We start from the raw sequence: 21567 nt of genomic DNA on the forward strand, positions 1-21567 counted from the left end.
CGGGTGGGGATCGAGCGGCCCTGCCCCACCCTGACCGCGCTGCGGTCTGTCCCTCCCCATGAAGGGGAGGGAAAAGTCACTCGACCGGCACCGTGTAGTTCAGCGCCAGGCGGCCGCCGTCGGGGTAGATGGTCTGGCCGGTGATGTAGGAGCTGTCGTCGCTGGCCAGGAACACCGCGACGCGGCCGATCTCGTCGGCCTCGCCGAAGCGGCCGAGCGGCGTGCGCTGGAGCACGCGGCGACGGGCGTCGTCGTTCTCGAGCACGCCCTTGAGGATGTCGGTGACGATGGTGCCGGGCCCGATGGCGTTCACCCGGACGCCGTGCGGCGCCAGGCCCAGCGCCATGGCCTTGGTCAACTGCGCCAGGCCGCCCTTGGAGGCGACGTAGGCGAGTTGCCCGGGGATCGCGAGCACGGCGTTGATCGAGGACATGTTGATGATCGAGCCCCTGATCTTGGCGTCGACCATGTGGCGGGCGACCGTCTGACCGACCACGAACGGCGCGCGCAGGTTGACCGCCATCACCCGGTCGAAGTCCTCGAGCTCGGCGTCGAGAATGTCGCCGGCGACCAGCATGCCGGCGTTGTTGACCAGCACGTCGATCTTCCCGAGCAGCCCGGCGGCGCGGATCACCGCCTTGCGCGCGGCGTCGGCGTCGGCGAGGTCGCAGGCCAGGGCGTGAACCTGCCGGCCGCTGGCCAGAGCCAGTTCTTCCGCCGCCGCCGTCACCCGCGCCTCGTCGAGGTCGAGCAGGACGAGGTCGCAGCCCTCGGCGGCGAAGGCGCGGGCGCAGCCCAGGCCGATACCGCCGGCCGCGCCGGTGATGAGCGCCGAGCGCCCCGAAAGGCGGCCGCTCACCACGCGCCCGTGTTCGGCATCGAGACCCAAGGCTCGGCCGGATCCTTGCGCGGCCCGGCCTGCAACAGCTCGATCGAAATGCCGTCGGGCGAGCGGACGAAGGCCATGTGGCCGTCGCGCGGCGGGCGGTTGATCGTCACGCCGCCGTCCGCCAACCGTTGGCAGGTCGCGTAGATGTCGTCGACCGCATAGGCCAGGTGGCCGAAGTTGCGGCCGCCCTGATAGTCCTCGGGGTCCCAGTTGTAGGTCAGCTCGACCATCGGGGCCTTGGCCGCAAGGGCCGCTTCGCGGTCCTGCGGGGCGCAGAGGAACACCAGGGTGAATCGCCCGCCCTGATTTTCGGCTCGGGAGACTTCGACCAAGCCCAGCTTGTTGCAGTAAAAGTCCAGCGAGGCGTCGAGGTCGGTAACCCGAACCATGGTGTGCAGGTATTTCACGGTGGCGTTCTTTCCTTGCAGACGACGGTTATTGGAGCGTCCGCGGCGTTAAAGAGCAAGCAAGGCCATGCTGCAATCCTGCGGCGCCGGGGGCACATTATCCGTCCTTTAGGTTGTCTGTCCGCGATTTCATTTGCAGTCGCAGAACGGCGGCATCAGAAGACGTCAAAAGCTGATTTCTGCGGTCCGGGCGTACGACTGCGATTCAGATGCGGTCGCGACTTCGTTGCTGCCCGGGGGGAAACGACTGAATGCGTATCAAATCACAGTACCTGTTTGTCATTGCCGTGGTTGTGGTGCTGGTTCTGGCCTTCACCGTCGGCACGCTCGTCAGCCGTTCGGGTAAGTCCGGCAAGGCCGAAGCCAAGACCGCCGGCGCTGACGCCCTGGCGACCGTGCAGGCGGTCCTGACCCCTGAAGCGACGCATGAGTACCTCGTGGCGATCCGCGGCCGCACCGAAGCCGCGCGCAGCGTCGTGGTCCGCTCGGAAACCGCCGGCGTCGTCGCCGCCACCCCCGCTGTCGAAGGGTCGTTCGTGCGCAAGGGCACGGTCCTGTGCCGCCTGAACGTCGACGCCCGTCAGGCGACGCTGGATCAGGCCCGCGCCAACATGCGCTCGCGCCAGTTGCAACAGAAGGCCTCCGCCGAGCTGGCGGCCAAGGGCTATCGCTCGCAGACCCAGGTGCTGCAGGATCAGGCCAATCTCGACAGCGCCTCGGCCACGGTGCGCCAGGCCGAGCTGGGCGTCGAGCAGATGAGCATCCGCGCGCCGTTCGACGGCGTCTTCGACAAGCGCGACGCCGAGGTCGGCGCCTATCTGGCCCCAGGGCAAGCCTGCGGCACGATGATCGAGTTGAATCCGCTGCTGATCGTCGGCGATCTGCCGGAAACCGAGGCCTCGAAGGTCAAGGTCGGTTCGACCGCCAGCGCCCAGCTCACCTCCGGCGAGACCCTGGCCGGCAAGGTCCGTTACGCCGCCCGCGAGGCCGACGCCCAGACCCGCACCTATCGCATCGAGATCACCACCGCGAACCCGCAGATGACCCGCTCGGGCTTGTCGGCGGCGGTGCGGATCAACGCCGGGTCGGGCCCGGCCCACCTGGTGCCGCTATCGTCGCTGGTGCTCGACGCCGCCGGCCGCCAGGGCGTGCGCTACGTGCTGGCCGACGACAAGGTCGCCTTCGCGCCGATCAAGGTGCTGGAGGAGACCCCGCAGGGCATCTGGGTGACCGGCCTGCGCGGCCCGGCCCGAGTGATCACCGTCGGCCAGTCGTACGTGGCCGAAGGACAAAAGGTTCGAGTGGCCGCGGCGAGCTAGGCGCGCCCCTGCTCATCAGGAGACGAGGCTATGATCGGACCTCTGATCGATGGCGCGATCAAGCGGCGCAAGGTGGTGCTGGCCGTCACCCTGATCGCCAGCCTGTTCGGATTTTTCGCCTATCTGTCGATGCCGCGGGAATCCAACCCGAACATCGACTTCCCGTTCATCACCGTGGTGGTGCCCTATCCCGGCGTCAGTCCCGAGGACGCCGAGCGGCTGCTCGTGCGGCCGCTGGAGACCGAGCTGCAGACGATCGAGGGCGTCAAGGAGATGAACGCGGTCGCCCGCCAGAGCATGGCGATCGTGAACCTGGAGTTCGAGGCGGACTTCAACAAGGACAAGGCCCTGGGCGAGGTCCGCGCCAAGGTCGACCTGGCCCGCGGCAAGTTCCCGCCTGACGCCGAGGAGCCGATCATCGAGGAGGCCAACGCCTCCGGCGAGCCGATCATCGGCATCGTGCTGTCCGGCGCGGCCCCCGAACGCACGCTGTTCCACATCTCGCGCACGCTGCAGGACCGGCTGGAGAGCACGCCGGGCGTGCTCGAGGTCTATCTGAACGGCGGCCGCGAGGAGCTGCTGGAAGTCACCATCGATCCGGTGCGCATGGAGGCGGCGAACGTCTCGCCCGGCGAGTTGGCGCAGGTCATCGGCCGCAACAACCAGCTGGTCCCGGCCGGCAACCTGGAATCCGGGGCCGGCAAGTTCGCGGTCAAGGTGCCCGGCGTGGTCAACCAGCCGGCCGACATCCTGGCCCTGCCGATCAAGAAGAACGGCGACCGGCTGATCACCGTCGGCGACATCGGCGATGTGCGGCGCACCTTCAAGGAAGCCAACTACATCACCCGCTTCAACGGCCAGCCGGCCTTCTCCGTGGACGTCGCCAAGCGTTCGGGGGCCAACGTCCTCGACACCGTCAAGGAGGTCCGAAAGGTCGTCGCCGAGGAGCAGAAGCGCTGGCCCGAAACGGTCAAGGTCTCCTACATCTTCGACGAGAGCGACTTCATCGGCCGCACCCTGGTGGTGCTGGAGAGCGGCCTGCTGATCGCCACCATCCTGGTCATGCTGATCATCGTCGCGACCTTGGGCATCCGCCAGGGTCTGATGGTCGGCGCGGCGATCCCGGCCTGCTTCATGCTGGCCTTCCTGATGCTCAACGCCACCGGCGTGACCCTGAACCAGATGGTGATGTTCGGCCTGGTGCTGGCGGTCGGCATCCTGGTCGACGGCGGCATCGTGGTGGTCGAGTACGCCGACCGGAAGATGGCCGAGGGCATGTCCAAGGAGGAAGCCTTCGCCGCGGCCGGCAAGCGGATGTTCTGGCCGGTGCTGAACGGCACGCTGACGACGCTGTGCGCCTTCCTGCCGTTCCTGTTCTGGAACTCGATCCCCGGCAAGTTCATGAGCTTCCTGCCCATGACGCTGTTCTACGTGCTGGGCGCGTCGATCTTCATCGCGCTGATCTTCACCCCGGCGCTGGGCTCGATCTTCGGCCGCAAGGCCGCGGTCGACGAAGCGCATCTGGCCGAGATCGAGAAGTCCGAACGCGGCGACCCGCGCGAGATGACCGGCTTCATGGGCTGGTACGCGCGCACGGTCGACACGCTCGGCCGGCACCCGACCACGACCATGTTCGCGACGCTGGCGATCATCGTGCTGGTGGTCATCGCCTTCCGCGCCGAGAACAAGCCGACCGAGTTCTTCCTGCAGCAGGACCCGGAGTACGTCTCGGTCTACGTCAAGGCGCGGGGCAACCTGTCGCCGCAGGCGCAGGACCAGATCGTGCGTCAGGTCGAGAGCCGGCTGATCGGCCAGAAGGGCGTCAACTCGATCTTCGTGCGCTCGGGCACCGCCAGTCCCGGCGGCGGGCCGAACTCGATCCCCAACGACACCATCGGACGGATCAGCCTGGACTTCGTCGACTATGAGGAGCGGCTCGAGCTCGGCCTCGTCGGCAAGGACATCGCCAACGAGGTGCGCAAGCGGGTGGCGGGCATTCCCGGTGTCGAGGTCGAGGTGCGCGAGCCGCAGGGCGGCCCGCCGACCGGCAAGGACGTGCAGGTCGAGCTGCGCAGCCCAGACCCGGCCGCGCTGAACAAGGCCGCCGACCTGGTGAAGGCCAAACTGGCGACCGACCGCCAACTGCACGAGCTTGAGGACAACCGCACCTCGCCCGGCATCGAGTGGAACATGACCGTCGACCGCGAGGCGGCCGGCCGCTACGGCGTCGACGTGCTGACCGTCGGCCAGGCGATCCAGTTCGTGACCGGCGGCGTGCTGGTCGGACGCTTCCGGCCCGACGACGCCGACGACGAGCTCGACATCCGCGTCCGCTTCCCGCGGGAGAGCCGCAACGTGGCGGCGTTCGACACCCTGAAGATCCCGACCCAGTTCGGCCCGGTGCCGGCCAGCTACTTCATCAAGCTGGCCCCGGCCCAGCAGGTGACGACGCTGCAACGGCGCGACGGCCAGCGGCTGGCGGTCATCCAGGCCAACACCATCGAGGGCGTAGCGGCGAGCCACAAGATCGCCGAGCTGCGGCCCTGGTTGGAAAAGGCGAACATCGATCCGAACGTGCGCTGGAAGTTCACCGGCGCCGACGAGGAAGGCCAGGAGGCGGCGAAGTTCTTCGTGACCGCCATGGCGGTCTCGCTGTTCCTGATGGGCGTGATCCTGCTCTGGCAGTTCAACTCGTTCTACGGCGTGGTGGTGACGCTGTCGGCGGTAGCGCTGTCGACGGTCGGCGTGCTGCTGGGCGTGGTGGTCAACATCCACCACACCTTCGACTACATCTCGGTGATCATGCTGGGGACCGGGGTGGTGGCCCTGGCCGGCGTGGTGGTCGGCCACAACATCGTGCTGGTCGACACCTACTACCAGCTGCGGCGGGCGGGCTTCCCGGCCGACGAGGCGGCGGTGCGTGCGGCGACCCAGCGGTTCCGGCCGGTCATGCTGACCACGCTGGTGACCGTGGTCGGCCTGCTGCCGCTGATGTTCCAGTTGCACCCGAACTTCCACGGCCTGCACCTGGAGTACAAGGCGCCCGGGTCCGAGTGGTGGGTGCAGTTGTCGGGCGCGGTGGTCTGGGGCCTGTCCTTCGCCACCCTGCTGACGCTGATCCTGACGCCGGTGATGCTGGCCGCCCCGAAGGTCTACGGCCAGCGGTTCGGCTGGCTGGCCGATCGCCTGGGCCTGCGCCGGCGCAAGCGGCGCAGCAGCGACGTTGCGACGGCCGGCGAGACCGAAGTCGCCAAGGCCGCCGAGTAGAGGCTCAGACCTCGCGCGCCAGCCGGCGACGGTTGGCGCGCACGCGGCGGCGGTAGATCGCCATGGCCTTGGTCGGACCGGCGTGGGGCGAGCCGCTCATCGCGCCGAGCGCCAGTTCGGTCTGCGCGGCCATCGCCGCCGACACCTTCTCGGCGACCATGCGCTGGGCCTCAGTTGCGGCCCCTGCCCCGCCGCCCGCCAGCTTCATCATGCGCAGCGCCACCACCTGGCTGGACTCGGCCCCGAGCCAGAAGGCGTCGATCGACAGCTTCAGCCAGGGATTGGGATTGAACATCGGCGCGCCTTGAGCAACTCGGGTCGCGGACCCTAGACCCAGTCGACGGCCGCCGTCACGCCTCGCGGGTCTGGCGACGCCAAAGGGCCGCATACTCGCCGCCCTTTTCCAGCAGTTCGGCATGGCGGCCGCGTTCGACGATGCGGCCGCGGCGCAGGACCAGGATCAGGTCCGCATCGACGATGGTGGACAGGCGGTGGGCGATGACCAGGGTCGTGCGGCCGGCGCGGACCTTGCGCAGGGTCTCCTGGATGGCGGCCTCGGTCGGCCCGTCGAGGGCGCTGGTCGCCTCGTCGAGGATCAGCAGGCGCGGATCGGCCAGCAGGGCGCGGGCGATGCCGACGCGCTGACGCTCGCCTCCCGAGAGCTTCAGGCCGCGCTCCCCGACCAGGGTGGAGAGCCCGTTCGGCAGGCTGTCGATGAAGCCGCCGAGCTCGGCCGCCTCGGCCGCGGCGCGGATCTCCGCAAGGCTGGCCCCCGGTCGCGCAAAGGCGATGTTGGCGGCCATGGTGTCGTTGAACAGGGCCACGTCCTGCGGCACCAGGGCGATGGCCTGTCGCAGCGAGCTCTGCTGGACCTTCCGCAGGTCGACGCCGTCGAGGGTGATCGCGCCGCTCTGCGGGTCGATCAGGCGCAGGGCCAGGCGGATGGCCGTGGTCTTGCCGGCCCCGGACGGGCCGACCAGCGCCACCGTCGCGCAGGGCGGGGCGTGGAAGCTGACATCGATCAGGCCGGTGGAGCGGGCGTCGTGGCGGAACTCGACGTCCTCGAAGGCGATGTCGGCCCCGCGGCCGCTGGCCGGCGGCAACGGCCGCGCGTCCGGCGCATCGACGATGTCGGGCTTCACCGCGCGCAGCTGGACCATCTGCTCCATGTCGATGAAGGCCTGGCGGATCTCGCGATAGTTGAAGCCCAGCATGTTGAGCGGGCCGTAGATCCCGATCAGCAGCAGGATCGCCATGGTCACGTCGCCGATCCGCATGCGGCCGTTCATGACCTCGTAGCCGGCCATGATGGTCATCAGGGCGAGGCCGAGGTTCAGGATCAGGGCCTGGATGGCGTTGAGCATGGCTAGCGAGGCGTTGGCCCGGACGCCGGCGCGGACATAGTCGGCCATCGCCGCCTCGTAGCGGTCGACGGTGCGTTCCTCCGAGCCGAAGGTCTTGACCGTCTCGTAGTTCAGCAGGGCGTCGACCGAGAGACCGGCGCTGCGGCTGTCGGCCTCGTTCAGCTCGCGCCGGTGGCTGAGCCGCCAGTCGGTGATCTTGAAGGTCAGGACCGCGTAGAGGACGATGGTGACGAAGGCCGTCGCGGCGAAGCGCCAGTCCAGCCGCATGGCCATGACCGCCATGGCCAGCACCAGCTCGATCGCCGTCGGGCCCAGGTTGAAGACCACGCTGCGCATCAGGAAGTCGGTCGAGCGCGCGCCGCGGTCGATGACCCGCGCCAGGGAGCCGGTCTGCTTGCCCTGGTGGTAGTCGAGCCCAAGCGCCAGCGTATGGGCGAAGGTCTCGGTCGCCGCCTTGGCCATGGTCGACTGGGCGACGACGGTGAAGATCATGTCGCGCAGGTTCGGCGCGAAGGCCGACACCAGTCGCAAGGCCGCGAAGGCCGCCGCCAGCATGACGAAATCGAAGCCCAGGGCAGCGGCCTGCCCTGCGCCAGGCGCCAGGCGGTTGATCGCATCGCCCAGCGCGACCGGCGCAGCGACGCCCGCCGCCTTGCCCGCGAACACCAGGGCCAGGGATGCGGCCACGCGCCAGCGCAGACCCGGCGCGCCCGAGCGCATGACCAGGGCGGCCAGATCGCCCATCGAGCGCCAGAAATCGAACTTCACCGACGCCGGAGCAATCGCGTCGGGCTGGCGGCGCGCAGCCATGGCCGGGGTCATAGCAGGCTCACTTCAGCAGGATGGTCGACTGGACGCCGCCGCCCGGGGTCATCCAGTCCACGCGCAGACCGGCCGGCACTGAGGTCGCGCGGAACGGACCGCTGGCGAGGGCGGCCGCCGGCGTCGCCTCGATCTCGACCGGATTTTCGGTGGCGTCGCCGAAGACGTCGATCTGGCGACGACCCGCGGGCAGCGCCTGGGTCAGGGACAGGACGTAGCGGCCGCGGGCGTCGGCGCGCCCCTCCGCCAGCTTGCGGCCGTCGACATGGACGCTGAGCGCCGCGCCGGCCGGGGCGCGCCCCGAGACCACCGCCCCGCCCTCGCGGTCGAAATCGACTGCATCCATGTCGTTGCGGCCCGCTCGCCCGACGCGCAGCGCGCCGGCTCCAGCCCGAAGCAGCGCGGCCTCGCCATCGGGCGTCAGCAACAGGTAGCCCTCGCTCTGCACCGTGCGGCCGCCCGTGGTGGCAGACAGGCCATAGATCTGCGGCTGGGTTCCGCGGGGCGTCGTCAGCCCCCAGAAGCCTTTGGAATCGGCGTCAGCGAACAACGCTTCGCCTTCCGGCGTCGCCAGCCGCACGCGCGCCCCCGCCGGCGCCGCGCCATTGACCAGCAAGCTCTCGCCGTCGAGCCGCACCTGGCTGACCACCGGCGGCGTCAGGTAGCCGGCGTCGGCCTGCGTCGGCGCGCCCTTGGCGGGCGTCGGAGCGCTCGGCGCCGGCTCCTGGCCGCAGGCGGCGAGCGCCAGGGCGATCGCCGTCAGCAGCGGCAAGCGGAAGGTGGCGCGGCGTCGGGTCAGCTTGAAACTCCTTGGATCTCGGCCTAGCTAATCGGTCTTTCCCGGCGCCTTCGCAAGCGCGCCGCGTTGATTCTCCAGGAGCTTCATCAAATGGGCGACGCGCCCGACCGCCTCGACTCCGTCTGCGTCTTCTGCGGCTCTTCGGATGCGGCCGATCCGGCCCTTCTGGCGAGCGCGGCCGAGCTCGGCCGCGGCCTGGCGGCGGCGAAGCTGACGATGATCTACGGCGGCGGCGGGGTCGGCCTGATGGGCGCCTGCGCCATCGCCGCGCATGAGGCCGGCGGCAAGGTGCTGGGTATCATTCCGGCCTTCCTGAAGGAGCGCGAACGCCGGCTGGACGTCGTCGAGACAGTGACCGTCGAGTCGATGCACGAGCGCAAGATGATGATGTTCGAGCGTTCGGACGGCTTCGTCGTGCTGCCCGGCGGCATCGGCACCCTGGAAGAGGTGGTCGAGCTGTTGTCCTGGCGGCGCCTGGACCTGCACGGCAAGCCGGTGGTGTTCTACAATCCGGACGGCTTCTGGGAACCGCTGTTCCACCTGTTCCAGCACACGGTCGACCAGCACCTGACCCCGCCCAGCTTCATGCACAGTTGGGTCGCGGTCGACACGATCGATGAGATCATCCCGGCCCTGCGCCGCGGCGTGCCCGCCGGGTCCGACGCCGCCGCAGACGTCGTCCATCTGACCTGACGTTTCAGATGCTCCCCCACTGGGGGAGCTGTCGGCCGCATGGCTGACTGAGGGGGACTTTGACTCAGCTGTCAGAGAGCAGTCCCCCTCCGTCTCAGCGCTGCGCGCCGAGCCACCTCCCCCAAAGGGGGAGGATCTAGCCCTTCCTGACCCGCTCGAGCAGCACCACTTCGCCGTGATAGTCGGCGCGGGCGTACTCGCGGAAGCCGGCCTTGTCGGCGGCGCGCAGCGAGGGTTCGTTCTGCGGGCTGATCATGCAGACCGTGCGCCCGCCGGCCAGGTTGGCGTCGGCCCAGGCCAGGGCCGCGGCGATCGCCTCGCTGGCGTAGCCCTTGCCGTGGACGGACGGGCTCAGCACCCAGCCCATTTCCGGCGTGTCGCCGAAGCCCGGCTGGAAGTCTCGCATGAAGTCGGCCAGGCCCAGCTCGCCGACGAAGCGGCCCGACGGCTTTTCGCAGATCGCCCAGAACCCGAAGTCCATCTCACGCCAGTGGCCGACGTAGCGCAGCAGCCGCGCCCAGGATTCCTCACGCGTGAAGGCTCGGCCGCCGATGTAGCGAATGACGTCAGGGTCGCGCCACAGCGTCGCGCAGTCGTCGAGATCGGCCTTGGCGTGCGGCCGCAGGATCAGCCGCTCGGTCTCGATGACAGGTGCGATCACTTGCTGACGACGTCCCGGAAGCCGTTGACGATCGGATAGCGGCGATCACGGCCGAAGGCCCGGGCCCCCACCTTCACGCCCGGCGCGGCCTGCCGGCGCTTGTATTCCGAATTGTAGAGCAGCCGCTGGATGCGCTCGACGGTGTCGGGCGCGTGACCGCGGGCGACGATCTCGTCCAGGGTCGCCTCCTCCTCGACCAGCCCGTGGAGGATGGCGTCGAGTTCGGCGTACTCCGGCAGGCTGTCCTGGTCCTTCTGGTCGGGACGCAGCTCGGCCGACGGCGCCTTGGTCAGGATGCGCTCCGGGATCGGATCGGCGGCGACGCCATAGGGATCGTTGGCGTTGCGCCAGTCGCAAACGGCGTAGACCTCGGTCTTGTAGATGTCCTTGAGGACGTTGTAGCCGCCGCACATGTCGCCGTAGAGCGTGGCGTAGCCGACCGCCATCTCCGACTTGTTGCCGGTGGTCATCAGCATCAGGCCGAGCTTGTTGGAGAGCGCCATCAGCGAGACGCCGCGGGCGCGGGCCTGGATGTTCTCTTCCGTCAGGTCCGGGGCCTTGCCCTCGAAATGCGGGGTCAGCATCTGGGCGAAGGCGTCGATGGCCGGGACGATCGAGATCTCGTCGAGGCGAATGGACAGGCGTTTGGCGCAGTCCTCAGCGTCATCGAGGCTGTCCTGGCTGGTGTAGCGCGAGGGCAGCATGAAGCAGCGGACGCGGTCGGGGCCGAGCGCATCGGCCGCCACCACGGCGCTGATCGCCGAGTCGACGCCGCCGGACAGGCCCAGAAGCACGCCCGGGAACCCGGACTTGTTCACGTAGTCGCGCAGGCCCAGGACCATGGCGCGGTAGACCTCTTCCGGGCCCGAAACCCAGTCGGCCATCGGCGCCTCGACGCAGGCCCAGCCGCCCTGGCCCTTTTCCCAGACGGTCAGGGCGAAGGCTTCCTCGAACATCGGCAGGCGCATGACCACCTCGCCCTGCGCCGAGAGCGCGAATGAGCCGCCATCGAAGACCAGTTCGTCCTGGCCGCCGACCTCGTTGACGTAGAGCATCGGCAGGCCGGTTTCGGCGACGCGGGCCTTGGCCACGCCCATCCGCTCATGGTCGGCGGTGCGGCGGAACGGCGAACCGTTGGGCACCAGCAGGATCTCGGCGCCCTGGGCCTTGAGGTCGGCGCAGATCGCCGCCGACCAGATGTCCTCGCAGATCGGCGCGCCGAGCTTGACGCCCTTCCATTCGAAGACGCTGGCCGAGGCGCCGGCCTCGAACACGCGCTTCTCGTCGAAGACGCCGTAGTTGGGCAGGTCGCCCTTGATGGCCAGGCCCTTGATCTCGCCCTCGGCGAGGAAGGCCAGGGCGTTGTGCGGACGTCCGCCCGGCTTGGCGTTGGGCCAGATGACGCCGACCAGGGCGGCGGGGCCGTCCCGGGTGTCGAGGGCCAGCCGCTCGACCGCGGCCTTGCCGGCGGCCCAGAAAGCCGGCTTCAGCGCCAGGTCCTCGGGCGGATAACCGTTGATGAAGAGTTCGGAGAAGACCGCGATGTCGGCCCCCGCCGCCTTGGCCTGCGCCAGGCGTTCACGGGCCAGCGCCTCGTTGTGGGCGATCGCGCCCACGGTCGGGTTGGCTTGGATGGCGGCGATGACGAGGCGCGTGGACATGCCTGTCATGTAACGTCCGTCATCGAGCTGGACTAGAGCCGGGACGTGCGTGCGGCCAAATTCGCCGCCGCGAAACCATCATCGCCCCGCAAAGAAAAAGGGCGGCCCCGAAAGACCGCCCTTGAAACCTAGTCGTCCCGGTGGACCCGTTCGCGGCGCTCATGCCGCTCCTGGGCTTCGAGGCTCAGCGTCGCGATCGGACGGGCTTCGAGGCGGGCGACGCCGATAGGCTCGCCGGTGTCCTCGCAGTAGCCGTACGATCCGTCCTCGATCCGCCGCAGCGCTTCGTCGATCTTTGAGATCAGCTTGCGCTGGCGATCGCGGGTGCGGAGCTCCAGGGCTCGGTCGGTTTCCGACGTCGCCCGATCCGCCAGGTCAGGATGGTTCTCTGTCTCGGTCTGTAGGTGAGCCAGAGTTTCCCGGGACTCCCGCAGGATGTCCTCTTTCCAGTTCAGCAGCTTTTGCTTGAAATACTCGAGCTGCCGCTCGTTCATGAATTCCTCGTCCTCGGAAGGACGATATTCAGGCTTTTCCGCCAACATCGTGGCCGTGCTCATAGACGCCTCAAGCCCCCTCGGTACATCAACCCGACGAAACGCGGGCCGCTTATACCAAATAGAAATCCGCTTTCAACGAACCTCGCTCTCCGTAGGCCATTACGCCGCACGATTCGCGCGCTCGAGTTTTGCTAGCTCAACGGCAGCACGGGTTTCAATCTCGTTCAATACACCTTCTAGGCGTTCGTCATCGCAGCCCTGACGCTCGTCGGCGATCGCCCGTTTCAGGCGCTCTAGATCGTCTACGGACACGTCGCCGGAAAGGAGTGCGATCTTCACGTCTTCGAGAACGTCGAGGATCTTGCCGGCGCGCCCGACCGCGCGGCGGCGGCGCTCCAACGGCCCGCCGATGTCCTGCAGGGCAAGGATAGCATCGACGCTCATCACGCCGCCGACGCCGCCGGCGCGAGCGACCTGCGCTGCGCCCGCAGCCGCTGGGGGCTGGGCGATCTGGAACCCTTCTCCACCGGCGGGCTTAGCCTTGCCCGGTCCGGCGGCGGATCCGACGCCGCTTGTTCCGCTGACCTTCATGAAAGGCCCTCTACCATGCTTCGTCCCAAATCTCTCGGGGCAAGCTTATGGTATGGTTAATGCCGGGCAATTTCTGCCGCCAGGCGCCTCCCGCGCGGCGCCGACCCAAGCCTCACCATTGATTTTGCTGACTATTTGAACTGGCACGCCCGTCGCAAGGGACCAGCAAGCTATTTGCCGTCCGTATTGCGTCGAGGTCCCATGCGTCGAACCTTCCGCCTCTTCAGCGCCGCGTTCATCGCCGCCGCCCTGGTTTCGGGGCCGGCCTTCGCCAAGTCGCGGATCAAGGACATCGTCGAATTCGAGGGCGTGCGCGACAACATGCTGGTCGGCTACGGCCTGGTGGTCGGACTCAACGGCACCGGCGACAGCCTGCGCAACGCCCCGTTCACCCGCCAGAGCCTGGAGGCCATGCTCGAGCGGCTGGGCGTCAACACCCGCGACACCAACCTCAACACCAAGAACGTCGCCGCCGTGATGGTGACGGCCCGCCTGCCCGCCTTCGTCGCCACCGGCGCGCCGATCGACGCCACGGTGTCGGCGATGGGCGACGCCAAGAGCCTGCAGGGCGGCACGCTGCTGGTGACCCCGCTGATGGGCGCCGACGGCCAAGCCTATGCGGTCAGCCAGGGCACGGTGCAGACCGGCTCGATCTCGGCCGGCGGCGCGTCGGGTTCGTCGGTCTCCAAGGGCGTGCCCACGGCCGGGCGGATTGCCGGCGGGGCCATCGTCGAGCGCGAGATCGGCTTCCAGATGGCCAACATGGGCGAACTGCGCATGACCCTGCGCAATCCCGACTTCTCGACCGCCCGAAAGATCGCCGACGCGGTCAACACCCGCTTCCCCGGCTCGGCCCGCGCCGACAACCCGACCATCGTCACGCTCCGCTCGCCGGGCGGCCAGGACATGGTCTCGTTCATGTCGCAGGTCGAGAACCTGAGCGTCGAGACCGACAGCCCGGCCAAGGTGGTGATCGACGAAGTCGCCGGCGTGATCGTCATGGGCGAGAATGTCCGCGTCTCCACCGTCGCCATCGCCCAGGGCAACCTGACCATCACCGTGCGCGAGAGCCCGGCGGTCAGCCAGCCTGCCCCGTTCAGCCAAGGCCGCACCGCGGTGGTGCCGCAGTCCGACGTCCAGGTGGACGAGGAGAAGGGCAAGAAGTTCATCACCCTGCGCGACGGCGCCTCGCTGGCCAGCCTGGTCGCCGGGCTGAACGCCCTGGGCGTCACGCCGCGGGACATGATCTCGATCCTGCAGACCATCAAGGCGGCCGGCGCGCTGCAAGCCGACATCGAGGTGATGTGATGGACCTGGGCTCCACCTTCAGCATTCCGACCCCGGCGACGCAGCAACTCACCGCCGAACAGCTGGCCAAGCGCGGCCAGATCGAGAAGACCGCCAAGGACTTCGAGACGTCCTTCCTGTCGGTGATGTTCACCCAGATGTTCAAGGACGTCGGCGCCGAGGCCCCGTTCAACGGCGGCCACGGCGAGGCGGCGTTCAAGTCGTTCATGAGCGACGCCATGGCCAAGCAGGTGAGCAAGGCCGGGGGCGTGGGTCTGTCCGACCGCGTCGCCCAGGAAATGTTGAAGCTTCAAGGTTTGAGTTAGGAGAGTTTGGCATGGCGATCTCCGCCACGGACGCGACCGACCGCGTCGAACAACTGATCGTTCTGACCGAGCGCCTGACCGAGCTGATCGCGCACGAAGCGCTGGCGTTCGAGGAGCGCCGGCCGCAGGACGCGGCGATGCACATCGAGGAAACCTCGAAGCTGGCCAACATCTACCGCCATGAGTCGGCCCGCGTGCGCGCCAACCCGAACCTGGTGGCCGGCGCGCCGCTGATGCAGCGCACCCGGCTGATCCGCGCCACCGAGGCGTTCGACGCGGTGCTGGCCCGGCAGGGCCGCGCCCTGGACGCCGCCAAGACCGTCACCGAGGGACTGGTGCGGGCGATCGCCGAGGAAGTGGCCTCCAAGCGCAACACCGGCTCTGGCTATGGCCGCGGCGGCGTCGCCGCGCCCGCGCCCTCGGCCACCTCGATCACGCTGAACAAGCGGGCATAGAGGCCCCTCGCCTCTTCGGGCTGATAGCCCTGCTGAGGCTCGGCGTAGAAATTAAACGCTTGTTTGACCCTGGGTCATGAGCCTAGTTTGGCCTGGTCGTCGGGCTGTTCCGGCGACCGCGTTCTCAGGGCGGGGTGAAAGTCCCCACCGGCGGTAATGGCGGCCTTGGCCGCACGAGCCCGCGGGCGCCTGGCGGCCGATAGGCCGGCAGGGACAGCAGATTCCGGTGTGATCCCGGGGCCGACGGTTAGAGTCCGGTTATGAGAACCGCTGGCGACGGCCAGTCCTTGGCGCATCCGTGCGCTGGGATTCCCCTGGCCGGGGCCTAGCGTCTCCCTGAGTCGTGGTTTCAACCCATCTCAGGGATCTGACCATGACTGTCACCCACTTCGAAGTCCCCACCGCCAACGGCGCCTTCCGTCTGGCGCGCATCGCGTTCGTCCAGTCCGGCTGGCACAGCGAAATCGTCGACAACGCCTATCAGGGCTTCCTAAAGGAGATCGGCGGCCTCGGCTTCTCCGAGAGCGCCATCGACCGGTTCGAGGTGCCCGGCGCCTTCGAAATCCCGCTGCACGCCCAGACCCTGGCCAAGACCGGCAAGTACGCGGCCATCGTGGCGGCCGGCTTCGTGGTCGACGGCGGCATCTATCGCCACGACTTCGTCGCCTCGACGGTGATCTCGGGCCTGATGCAGGTCCAGCTTACGACCGAGGTTCCGGTGTTCTCGGTGGTGCTGACGCCGCACCACTTCCATGAGCACGACGTGCACCAAACCTTCTTCCGCGAGCACTTCCTGACCAAAGGCGCGGAGGCGGCCCAGGCGGTGGCCAAGACCATCGCCAGCCTGGCCAAGCTCGCCGCGGCGGCGTGAGGCATGGGATGATGCAGGAGATCGTCCGCATCCCGCCCGGCTTCCAGCGGCACTTCCGGCAAAGTCCGGTCACCGCCCCCTGGGAGCCGATCTACAGCCGCCGCACCGACACGGCCGTCGTGCTGGGGCTGGTGGCCGAGGCCGCCCACACCAACAGCCGCGGCATGGTGCATGGCGGGCTGATCAGCGCCCTGGCCGACAACGCCATGGGGCTCTCCTGCGCGCATCGGCTGGGGCCGGACGCCAGCCTGGTCACGGTCAACCTCGCCCTCGACTTCCTGGGCGCGGCCAAGATCGGCCAGTGGCTGGAATTCGACACCGTGTTCGTGAAGCCGGGCTCGACCCTGGCCTTCGCCCAGGCCTTCGTCACCGCCGACGGAGAACCCTGCGCGCGGGCCAACGGGACCTTCCGCGTCGTGCGGAAGGCCGCCGCCTAGGCCCACAGCGTCAGGCGGCCTCGGGCGTGTCCCGGGGCCGCCACCCGCTGGCCAGCAGGTGCGCGGCCAGCGACTCGGCCGCCTCCAGGGTCATCCGTTCGAGGTGATCGAGCAGCGCCAGGCGGCGGTCCGGCTGCGGCGTGTGCGCGTAGAGCGCGCAGATCACGTGCAGGCGGCTGCGGATGCTGGCGGGCGTCGGCGGTCCGGCGGCCGGCGCGGCCTTGGGCAGGCCCAGGTCCAGGTCTATCGGGCCGGCGTCTGGCGGTTCGCCGCTTGCGCCGGACTCCTCGACCTCGTCATACAGCGGGCCGATCATCTTGGTTTCCCCTCCCCCTCAAGCCACCAGCGCCGCATCGCGGCACCGCAGGCCGTTCAACTGTACGTCCGCCTCGCCGAGCCGCACGCCGAGCAGGCCGGTCAGGGCGTTGAGCACCCCGTCCAGCGGCGCGGCGATCGCGCCCAGCGTCCCCGACAGCGCCGAGGTGATCGGGCCAAGCCCGAGGCCGATCCCGAGGATGTCGACGTCGAGATCCAGATTGCCGAGCAGGCTGGAAACGGTCGCCTTGGCGATGTCGTCGGTGGCGACGGTCTTGATGGTCCCGGCCTGGATGTCGGCGCGGGTGAAGCGTGCGGTCTTCCACGACTGACCGCCGATCTGCACGTCGGCCTTGGCCGTCGCCTTGACCAGCAAGAGGTCGGCGACCTTGGCCCGCGAGACGGTCAGGTTCTGCTTGAAGTCGTTGAGCTTGCTGGTGTCGACCTCGCCGATCACGAGCCGCCCGACGCTCGGCCGCACCGACAGCGTCGCCGCCTGGGCCGAGAGGCTCTCGGGACACTCCATGCCGGACAGCTTGGCTTCGCCCGATGCGGCCTCGACCAGCACCGGCAGGGTGATCGGCTGGGCGCCGAGCAGGCCGAGCACGCTCAGCGCCTGGGCCTTCAGATAGAGCCTGGTCTGGGCGGTGCGGACCACCACCTGGCCGTCGCGATCGACGGTCAGCCAGGGCGAGTTGTTCGGCCGCTCGCCGATCGCCAGCCAGACGTCGACGTCGGTGACGCCCGGCACGCTCGCGCCGAGGTCCAGCTTCACTTGCCGCCCCTCGCCCGCCAGCACCACCAGGGCGTTGGCCAGGTCCTGGGCGGCGAGCTGGATCTTCGCGCCGCTGCCGCCGGCCACGTGGTCCTGGGTCCCATAGGGGCCAAGGTCCAGCAATGCATCCAGCTTGATCTTCTTGCCGTCGCCGGCCGCCACGGCCAGCTTGCGCGCGGCGCTGGCGGCCTGGATGTCGCCGCTGCCTTGCAGGACGTCCCCGAGGATCTTCAGCGCCTTGCCGGTGGAGATATCGGTCCCGAGGACCTTGTCATAGGAGGCGGCTTCGAGATCGGCGTTGAGGCGCAGCAGGTCGGAGTACTTGAAGAGATCGACCTTGGCCCCCGCCAGGGCGTTGTAGTCCATGACGCTGAGCGACACCGTGCTGCCGGTCAGGCCGCTGAGCAGTTGGTTGGCGATCCCGCCCTGCAGCGAGGCCAGGCGCGTGCCGATCGAGAAGCTGGCCATGTCGGCCCGCGCCGCCGTCGCCCGGCGGGTCAGAGTGATGGTGTCCCGGTTGAGCAGCAGGCGGCCGAAGAACAGGTCCGCCTCGCCGCTGACCGTGACCCGCGCCGCGCTGGGATTGGATCCGCCGGCCTGGAAGCGCGCGCTGGGCGAGACCGACGGGTCAGGATTGTAGCGGCCGAGCGCGACCTGGACGGTCAGCGGCCGCCCCCAGCCGTTGTCGGCGGCCGTCGCCTGCGCGGCCGAGGTGGCGCTGCCGACGTCGCGGGCCGCCGAAATCGCCGCCAGGTCGGCGATCCCTTGCAGCTTACGCGACTGCAGGAACAGCGACCCGACGTCGACGGCGAGCGCCGCGGCGCCCAGCAGAGTGATGAAGCTCATCGCCATCATCATCGAGACGCTGCCGCCGGTGTCCTCGGCCAGGCCGCGCAGGGGCGTGGGACGCAGGCGCATCAGTAGCCGCCCAGCCGCACGGCGGCGCTGCGCTCGATCTTCGGCGACGGCATCGGAACCAGCTTGGCCATGCCCCAGAAGCCGGAGTCCGACGCGTCGTAGACGACCTTGACCGAGAGGCGCTCGTTGGTGCGGGCGATGGTGACCACCGCCCCGGCGGGATTGAGGTAGGCATAGTCGTTCATGCCCGCGGTCAGCGAGCTCTGCGCCAAGGTGCGCCGCTCTGTATCGTCAAGTCCGGAGATCGCGGCGCGGGCGCTGTCGTTCGCCAACTGCTGTACGGCATGGGCGATCCAGAAGTATCCGCCGTAGCAGACGATCGCGAACATCAGCACGATGAGTATCGGCCCGACGAAGGCGAACTCGATGGCGGCTACGCCCTGCTCGTCATTCCTGAAGCTATTCCTGCGGCCTGAAGCCCGCATGTCCCCACCTCTTGCTCATTTCTTGAGCCTTGCCGTTCAGGGATCATGCGACCTCTCGCGTTTTCGCAGAGTAATCGCGCAAAGTACGCAAAATGCGCGACTTTTGGGAAAAGACGATGTTCAGTTCTCACGTCGTTTTTGGGTTGCACTCGGCTACGAAGCAACGCAAGCGTTTGGTTAAGCGTAGTTAGGCTTGGGGGCGAGCCTTCCGGGAATTGCGCACTCCGCGGAATTCACGCGAAGCTCGAAGCAGAGATGAACAACGGCCACGGAGAAACTTCGGTCGTCACAGCCGGAGAGATCAGCCGGAACTTCGGGCAGTGGCAGGATCGAGCACTAGGCGGCCCGGTCATCGTCACTCACCACGGACGACCAAGAGTTGTCCTGGTGTCGGCCGACTACTACTCAGCCTCGAAAGAGGACGCCCCATTTCACCAGCGTGAAGACCAGGCGCCGTCCTTTGAAACCAGCCAGCACGCGATCCTCGACCATGTGACCGAGGCCTTCATGGCCTTGAACGCCCAGCTGCACATCACCGCGGTCAATCACGTGTTCGAAGCGCTGGTCGGCCATAGCGCCTCGCAGATCGTCGGCCGCTTCTGGGAGGAGCTGTTTCCACCCACCGCACGGACGCTGATGGGCGAACAGCTCAAGCGCGCACTGCGCAGCGGCGAGACGCTGGAGTTCGAGGCGCCGGGCGACGCCCCTGGCGTGCGCCGCTACGCCTTCCGCGCCTTCCCCTATCCAGGCGGGGTGGCGGTGCTGATCCAGAACCGCACCGCCGAGCGCGAGATGCAGGCCCAGTTGCACGAGGCGCGGGCGCTGGACGCGGCGCTGTCGATGCTGCCGCAGGTGATGGTGCTGCGGCTCAATGTGCGCGGCGTGCTGACCACGTTGGATGCGGGCTTCGCCAGGCTGCTCGGCTTCTCGGTCGACGAACTGGTCTCCTGTCGGCTGCCCGACATCGCCCGCCCACGCGACCGCGCCGAATTGACCGCCGCGCTCGAGGCGGTGCTGCAGGGCGGTCAACCGAGCCAGATCGCCACCACGCTGCTGGTCAAGGACGGCGGCGAGCTGCCGGTCCGGATCGGGCTGGCGAGCGTGGTGCGCGACGTCGTGCCCGACGGCCTGATCGCCGCCGTCACCGTGGACGCCAGCCAGGCCTAGTCCGCGCCCAACCGCACTTCGCGATCGACGTCGATGGCGTCCAGGAAGTCGCGATCGTGGCTGACCACCAGGATCGCCCCGTCGTAGCCGCGCAGCGCCGCCTCCACCGCCGCGATCGAGTCGAGATCCAGGTGGTTGGTCGGTTCGTCCAGCACCAGCAGTTGCGGCGGCGTCTCCGACATCAGCATGCAGGCCATGGCCGCGCGCAGCCGCTCGCCGCCGCTGAGCGCCGAGACCGGCTTCTCGGCGGCGACGTTGCGGAACAGGAAGCGGGCCAGCGCAGCGTGAGCGTCGTTGCGCGTGGCGCCGGGGTTCAGGCGCTGAAAGGCCGCCACCAGCGTCTCGCCGGGCCGCAGCATGGCCGTCTTCTGGTCGAGCAGGGCCGCCCGGGCGCCGTGGGTGACGCGGCCGGCGCTCGGCGCCAGCTCCCCCGTCGCCAGTCCGATCAGCGTCGACTTGCCGGCGCCGTTGCGGCCGGTGATCGCGACCCGTTCCGGGCCGGTGACGCGCAGCGACACCCCCTGCAGGACTGGCCGCGCCCCGGGATAGGCGAAAGCGACGTCGTCGAAGGCCAGCACCGTCTTGCCCGCCGCAAGGCCTGACGGCGGCAGCTCGAAGGCCAGTCGCCGCAAGCGTTCGACGCGCCCCTGCGCCTCGGCCAGATCGCCGGCGGCCTGTTCGCGCAGCCGCGCGGCCACCTGCCCCTCACGCGCGCCGGAGTTCTCGGCGCGCTCGGCCATGCCGCCGAGCAGGATCTTCGGCTCGCTGCGCTTGGCGGCGAACTTGCGGCCGGCGGCGTCACGACGGTCCTTGCGTTCGCGTGCGACCTGGCTCTCGCGCTCGACGCGGGCCAAGGCCCGCTCGGCGTCGGCGAGGTCGCGGGCGGCGGCGGCCTCCTCCTGCGCCTTGCGCTCGGCATAGAGGTCGTAGCCGCCGCCGTAGACCTTGGCGCCCAGGCTGGTCAGCTCGACGATGCGGTCCATCTGGCGCAGCAGCGCGCGGTCGTGGCTGACCACCACCGCCCCGCCCTTCCAGCCGGCCAGCACCTGGGCGATCAGCGCGCGGGCCTCGGCGTCGAGGTTGTTGGTCGGCTCGTCGAGCAGCAGCAGGTCAGGCTCGCGGGCCAGCAGGCCGGCCAGCGCCGCGCGGGTCGCCTGGCCGCCGCTGAGCTCGGCGGCCAGACGCCCCGGTTCGAGGCCCGGCAGGCCGACCTGGGCGAAGGCCGCCTCCAATCGCGAGGGCAAGGCCCAGTCGGCGTCGTCGAAGTCGTCTTCTGTGCCCTCGCCGGCCTCGATGCGGCCCAGGCGCGCAAGGTCGCCGGCCAGCCCGAGGACGTCGGCGACGCTCGCGCCCGGCGGCGGCGCCAGGGCCTGGCGCAGCACGCCGACACGGCCGCGCACGACGACGGACCCGGCGGCGGGCGAGATCTCGCCCAGCATCAGCCGGATCAGCGTGGTCTTGCCCACGCCGTTACGCCCCACGAGGCCGGTGCGTTCGGCCCCGAAGGCGAGGGTCAGGTCGTCGAAGAGCGGATGGCCGTCAGGCGTTTTGTACGAAAGGCTGTCGAGCGTCAGAAAGGCGGACATGGAAAACCGTGGACAGAGGGGCGTTCGGGACGAGG

The 21567-nt window shown here is 69.0% G+C and carries 22 protein-coding genes and 1 riboswitch; of the genes, 9 read left to right on the forward strand and 13 right to left on the reverse strand.

The window, feature by feature from the left end; translation table 11 throughout:
• Positions 1-76: 76 nt before the first annotated feature.
• A complete protein-coding gene (locus tag ACSQ2H_RS12745; protein WP_436061760.1) occupies positions 77-859 on the reverse strand; it encodes an SDR family NAD(P)-dependent oxidoreductase in 783 nt (260 codons plus the stop codon).
• Positions 856-1296 carry a VOC family protein gene (locus ACSQ2H_RS12750; protein WP_436061761.1) on the reverse strand — a complete coding sequence of 147 codons (441 nt, stop codon included), beginning with the start codon at positions 1294-1296 and terminating at the stop codon, positions 856-858. Before ACSQ2H_RS12750 ends, ACSQ2H_RS12745 begins: the two co-directional genes overlap by 4 nt.
• Before the next feature lie 251 nt (positions 1297-1547).
• Between ACSQ2H_RS12750 and ACSQ2H_RS12755 the strand changes: the two genes are divergently transcribed.
• Both ACSQ2H_RS12755 and ACSQ2H_RS12760 read left to right on the forward strand, forming a co-directional pair.
• Positions 1548-2615, forward strand: a complete 1068-nt coding sequence (locus tag ACSQ2H_RS12755) for an efflux RND transporter periplasmic adaptor subunit (RefSeq protein WP_436061762.1) — start codon at positions 1548-1550, stop codon at positions 2613-2615.
• 30 nt (positions 2616-2645) lie between these two features.
• Entirely contained in the window at positions 2646-5882 is a 3237-nt protein-coding gene (locus tag ACSQ2H_RS12760) for an efflux RND transporter permease subunit (RefSeq protein WP_436061763.1), read from the forward strand.
• 4 nt (positions 5883-5886) lie between these two features.
• Here the strand turns inward: ACSQ2H_RS12760 and ACSQ2H_RS12765 are convergent, their stop codons facing one another.
• Genes ACSQ2H_RS12765 through ACSQ2H_RS12775 form a run of 3 tightly spaced genes read right to left on the reverse strand, consistent with a single transcriptional unit; the run spans position 5887 to position 8840 of the window.
• The gene (locus tag ACSQ2H_RS12765; RefSeq protein ID WP_436061764.1) at positions 5887-6177 is read right to left on the reverse strand and encodes a hypothetical protein; all 291 of its coding nucleotides are present in this window, start codon (positions 6175-6177) and stop codon (positions 5887-5889) included.
• A gap of 55 nt (positions 6178-6232) precedes the next feature.
• On the reverse strand, positions 6233-8068 hold the full coding sequence (locus tag ACSQ2H_RS12770) for an ABCB family ABC transporter ATP-binding protein/permease (RefSeq protein WP_436061765.1): 1836 nt from the start codon (positions 8066-8068) through the stop codon (positions 6233-6235).
• 7 nt (positions 8069-8075) lie between these two features.
• Positions 8076-8840 (reverse strand): hypothetical protein, encoded by a 765-nt coding sequence (locus ACSQ2H_RS12775; RefSeq protein WP_436061766.1) that lies wholly within the window; start codon positions 8838-8840, stop codon positions 8076-8078.
• Positions 8841-8957: 117 nt separating this feature from the next.
• Between ACSQ2H_RS12775 and ACSQ2H_RS12780 the strand changes: the two genes are divergently transcribed.
• Positions 8958-9560: a TIGR00730 family Rossman fold protein gene (locus ACSQ2H_RS12780; RefSeq protein ID WP_436061767.1), complete on the forward strand. Its 603-nt coding sequence runs from the start codon at positions 8958-8960 to the stop codon at positions 9558-9560.
• Between the two features lie 136 nt (positions 9561-9696).
• Here ACSQ2H_RS12780 and ACSQ2H_RS12785 read toward each other — a convergent pair whose 3' ends face one another.
• From ACSQ2H_RS12785 to fliX, 4 genes are all read right to left on the reverse strand, one after another.
• Positions 9697-10221 (reverse strand): GNAT family N-acetyltransferase, encoded by a 525-nt coding sequence (locus ACSQ2H_RS12785; RefSeq protein WP_436061768.1) that lies wholly within the window; start codon positions 10219-10221, stop codon positions 9697-9699.
• Entirely contained in the window at positions 10218-11882 is a 1665-nt protein-coding gene (locus tag ACSQ2H_RS12790) for an NAD+ synthase (RefSeq protein ID WP_436061769.1), read from the reverse strand. The genes ACSQ2H_RS12785 and ACSQ2H_RS12790 overlap by 4 nt, the downstream gene beginning before the upstream one ends.
• 128 nt (positions 11883-12010) lie before the next feature.
• Complete coding sequence (gene dksA / locus ACSQ2H_RS12795; RefSeq protein ID WP_267229712.1) at positions 12011-12439, reverse strand: RNA polymerase-binding protein DksA; 429 nt, start codon at positions 12437-12439, stop codon at positions 12011-12013.
• A 99-nt stretch (positions 12440-12538) separates the two neighbouring features.
• Positions 12539-12970 carry a flagellar assembly regulator FliX gene (fliX, locus tag ACSQ2H_RS12800; RefSeq protein WP_436061770.1) on the reverse strand — a complete coding sequence of 144 codons (432 nt, stop codon included), beginning with the start codon at positions 12968-12970 and terminating at the stop codon, positions 12539-12541.
• A gap of 201 nt (positions 12971-13171) precedes the next feature.
• On the opposite strand from fliX, the gene ACSQ2H_RS12805 reads away from it, so the two are divergent.
• The 5 genes from ACSQ2H_RS12805 (at position 13172) to ACSQ2H_RS12825 (ending at position 16346) form a co-directional block, all read left to right on the forward strand.
• Positions 13172-14278, forward strand: a complete 1107-nt coding sequence (locus tag ACSQ2H_RS12805) for a flagellar basal body P-ring protein FlgI (RefSeq protein ID WP_436061771.1) — start codon at positions 13172-13174, stop codon at positions 14276-14278.
• Positions 14278-14583, forward strand: a complete 306-nt coding sequence (locus tag ACSQ2H_RS12810; RefSeq protein WP_436061772.1) for a rod-binding protein — start codon at positions 14278-14280, stop codon at positions 14581-14583. Before ACSQ2H_RS12805 ends, ACSQ2H_RS12810 begins: the two co-directional genes overlap by 1 nt.
• Before the next feature lie 11 nt (positions 14584-14594).
• Positions 14595-15038, forward strand: coding sequence for a flagellar basal body protein (locus ACSQ2H_RS12815; RefSeq protein WP_436061773.1), 444 nt, complete (start codon positions 14595-14597; stop codon positions 15036-15038).
• 116 nt (positions 15039-15154) lie between these two features.
• Positions 15155-15310: riboswitch (FMN riboswitch) on the forward strand.
• 101 nt (positions 15311-15411) lie between these two features.
• Complete coding sequence (locus ACSQ2H_RS12820) at positions 15412-15909, forward strand: 6,7-dimethyl-8-ribityllumazine synthase (RefSeq protein ID WP_436061774.1); 498 nt, start codon at positions 15412-15414, stop codon at positions 15907-15909.
• An 8-nt stretch (positions 15910-15917) separates the two neighbouring features.
• The gene (locus ACSQ2H_RS12825) at positions 15918-16346 is read left to right on the forward strand and encodes a PaaI family thioesterase (RefSeq protein ID WP_436061775.1); all 429 of its coding nucleotides are present in this window, start codon (positions 15918-15920) and stop codon (positions 16344-16346) included.
• A gap of 10 nt (positions 16347-16356) precedes the next feature.
• Here ACSQ2H_RS12825 and ACSQ2H_RS12830 read toward each other — a convergent pair whose 3' ends face one another.
• The 3 genes from ACSQ2H_RS12830 to ACSQ2H_RS12840 are packed head-to-tail and all read right to left on the reverse strand — an operon-like array spanning position 16357 to position 18779.
• A complete protein-coding gene (locus ACSQ2H_RS12830; protein ID WP_436061776.1) occupies positions 16357-16662 on the reverse strand; it encodes a hypothetical protein in 306 nt (101 codons plus the stop codon).
• A gap of 18 nt (positions 16663-16680) precedes the next feature.
• Positions 16681-18354, reverse strand: a complete 1674-nt coding sequence (locus ACSQ2H_RS12835) for a TadG family pilus assembly protein (RefSeq protein WP_436061777.1) — start codon at positions 18352-18354, stop codon at positions 16681-16683.
• Positions 18354-18779, reverse strand: a complete 426-nt coding sequence (locus tag ACSQ2H_RS12840; protein ID WP_436061778.1) for a TadE/TadG family type IV pilus assembly protein — start codon at positions 18777-18779, stop codon at positions 18354-18356. The genes ACSQ2H_RS12835 and ACSQ2H_RS12840 overlap by 1 nt, the downstream gene beginning before the upstream one ends.
• A gap of 255 nt (positions 18780-19034) precedes the next feature.
• Between ACSQ2H_RS12840 and ACSQ2H_RS12845 the strand changes: the two genes are divergently transcribed.
• Positions 19035-19946 (forward strand): type II toxin-antitoxin system prevent-host-death family antitoxin, encoded by a 912-nt coding sequence (locus tag ACSQ2H_RS12845; protein ID WP_436061779.1) that lies wholly within the window; start codon positions 19035-19037, stop codon positions 19944-19946.
• On the opposite strand, the gene ACSQ2H_RS12850 is transcribed toward ACSQ2H_RS12845, so the two are convergent.
• A complete protein-coding gene (locus tag ACSQ2H_RS12850) occupies positions 19943-21532 on the reverse strand; it encodes an ABC-F family ATP-binding cassette domain-containing protein (protein ID WP_436061780.1) in 1590 nt (529 codons plus the stop codon). The two genes, ACSQ2H_RS12845 and ACSQ2H_RS12850, sit on opposite strands and share 4 nt — an antisense overlap.
• Positions 21533-21567 lie beyond the last annotated feature (35 nt).

Source organism: Phenylobacterium sp. LjRoot97 (assembly GCF_964254345.1).
In the GTDB taxonomy this organism is placed as follows: domain Bacteria; phylum Pseudomonadota; class Alphaproteobacteria; order Caulobacterales; family Caulobacteraceae; genus Phenylobacterium.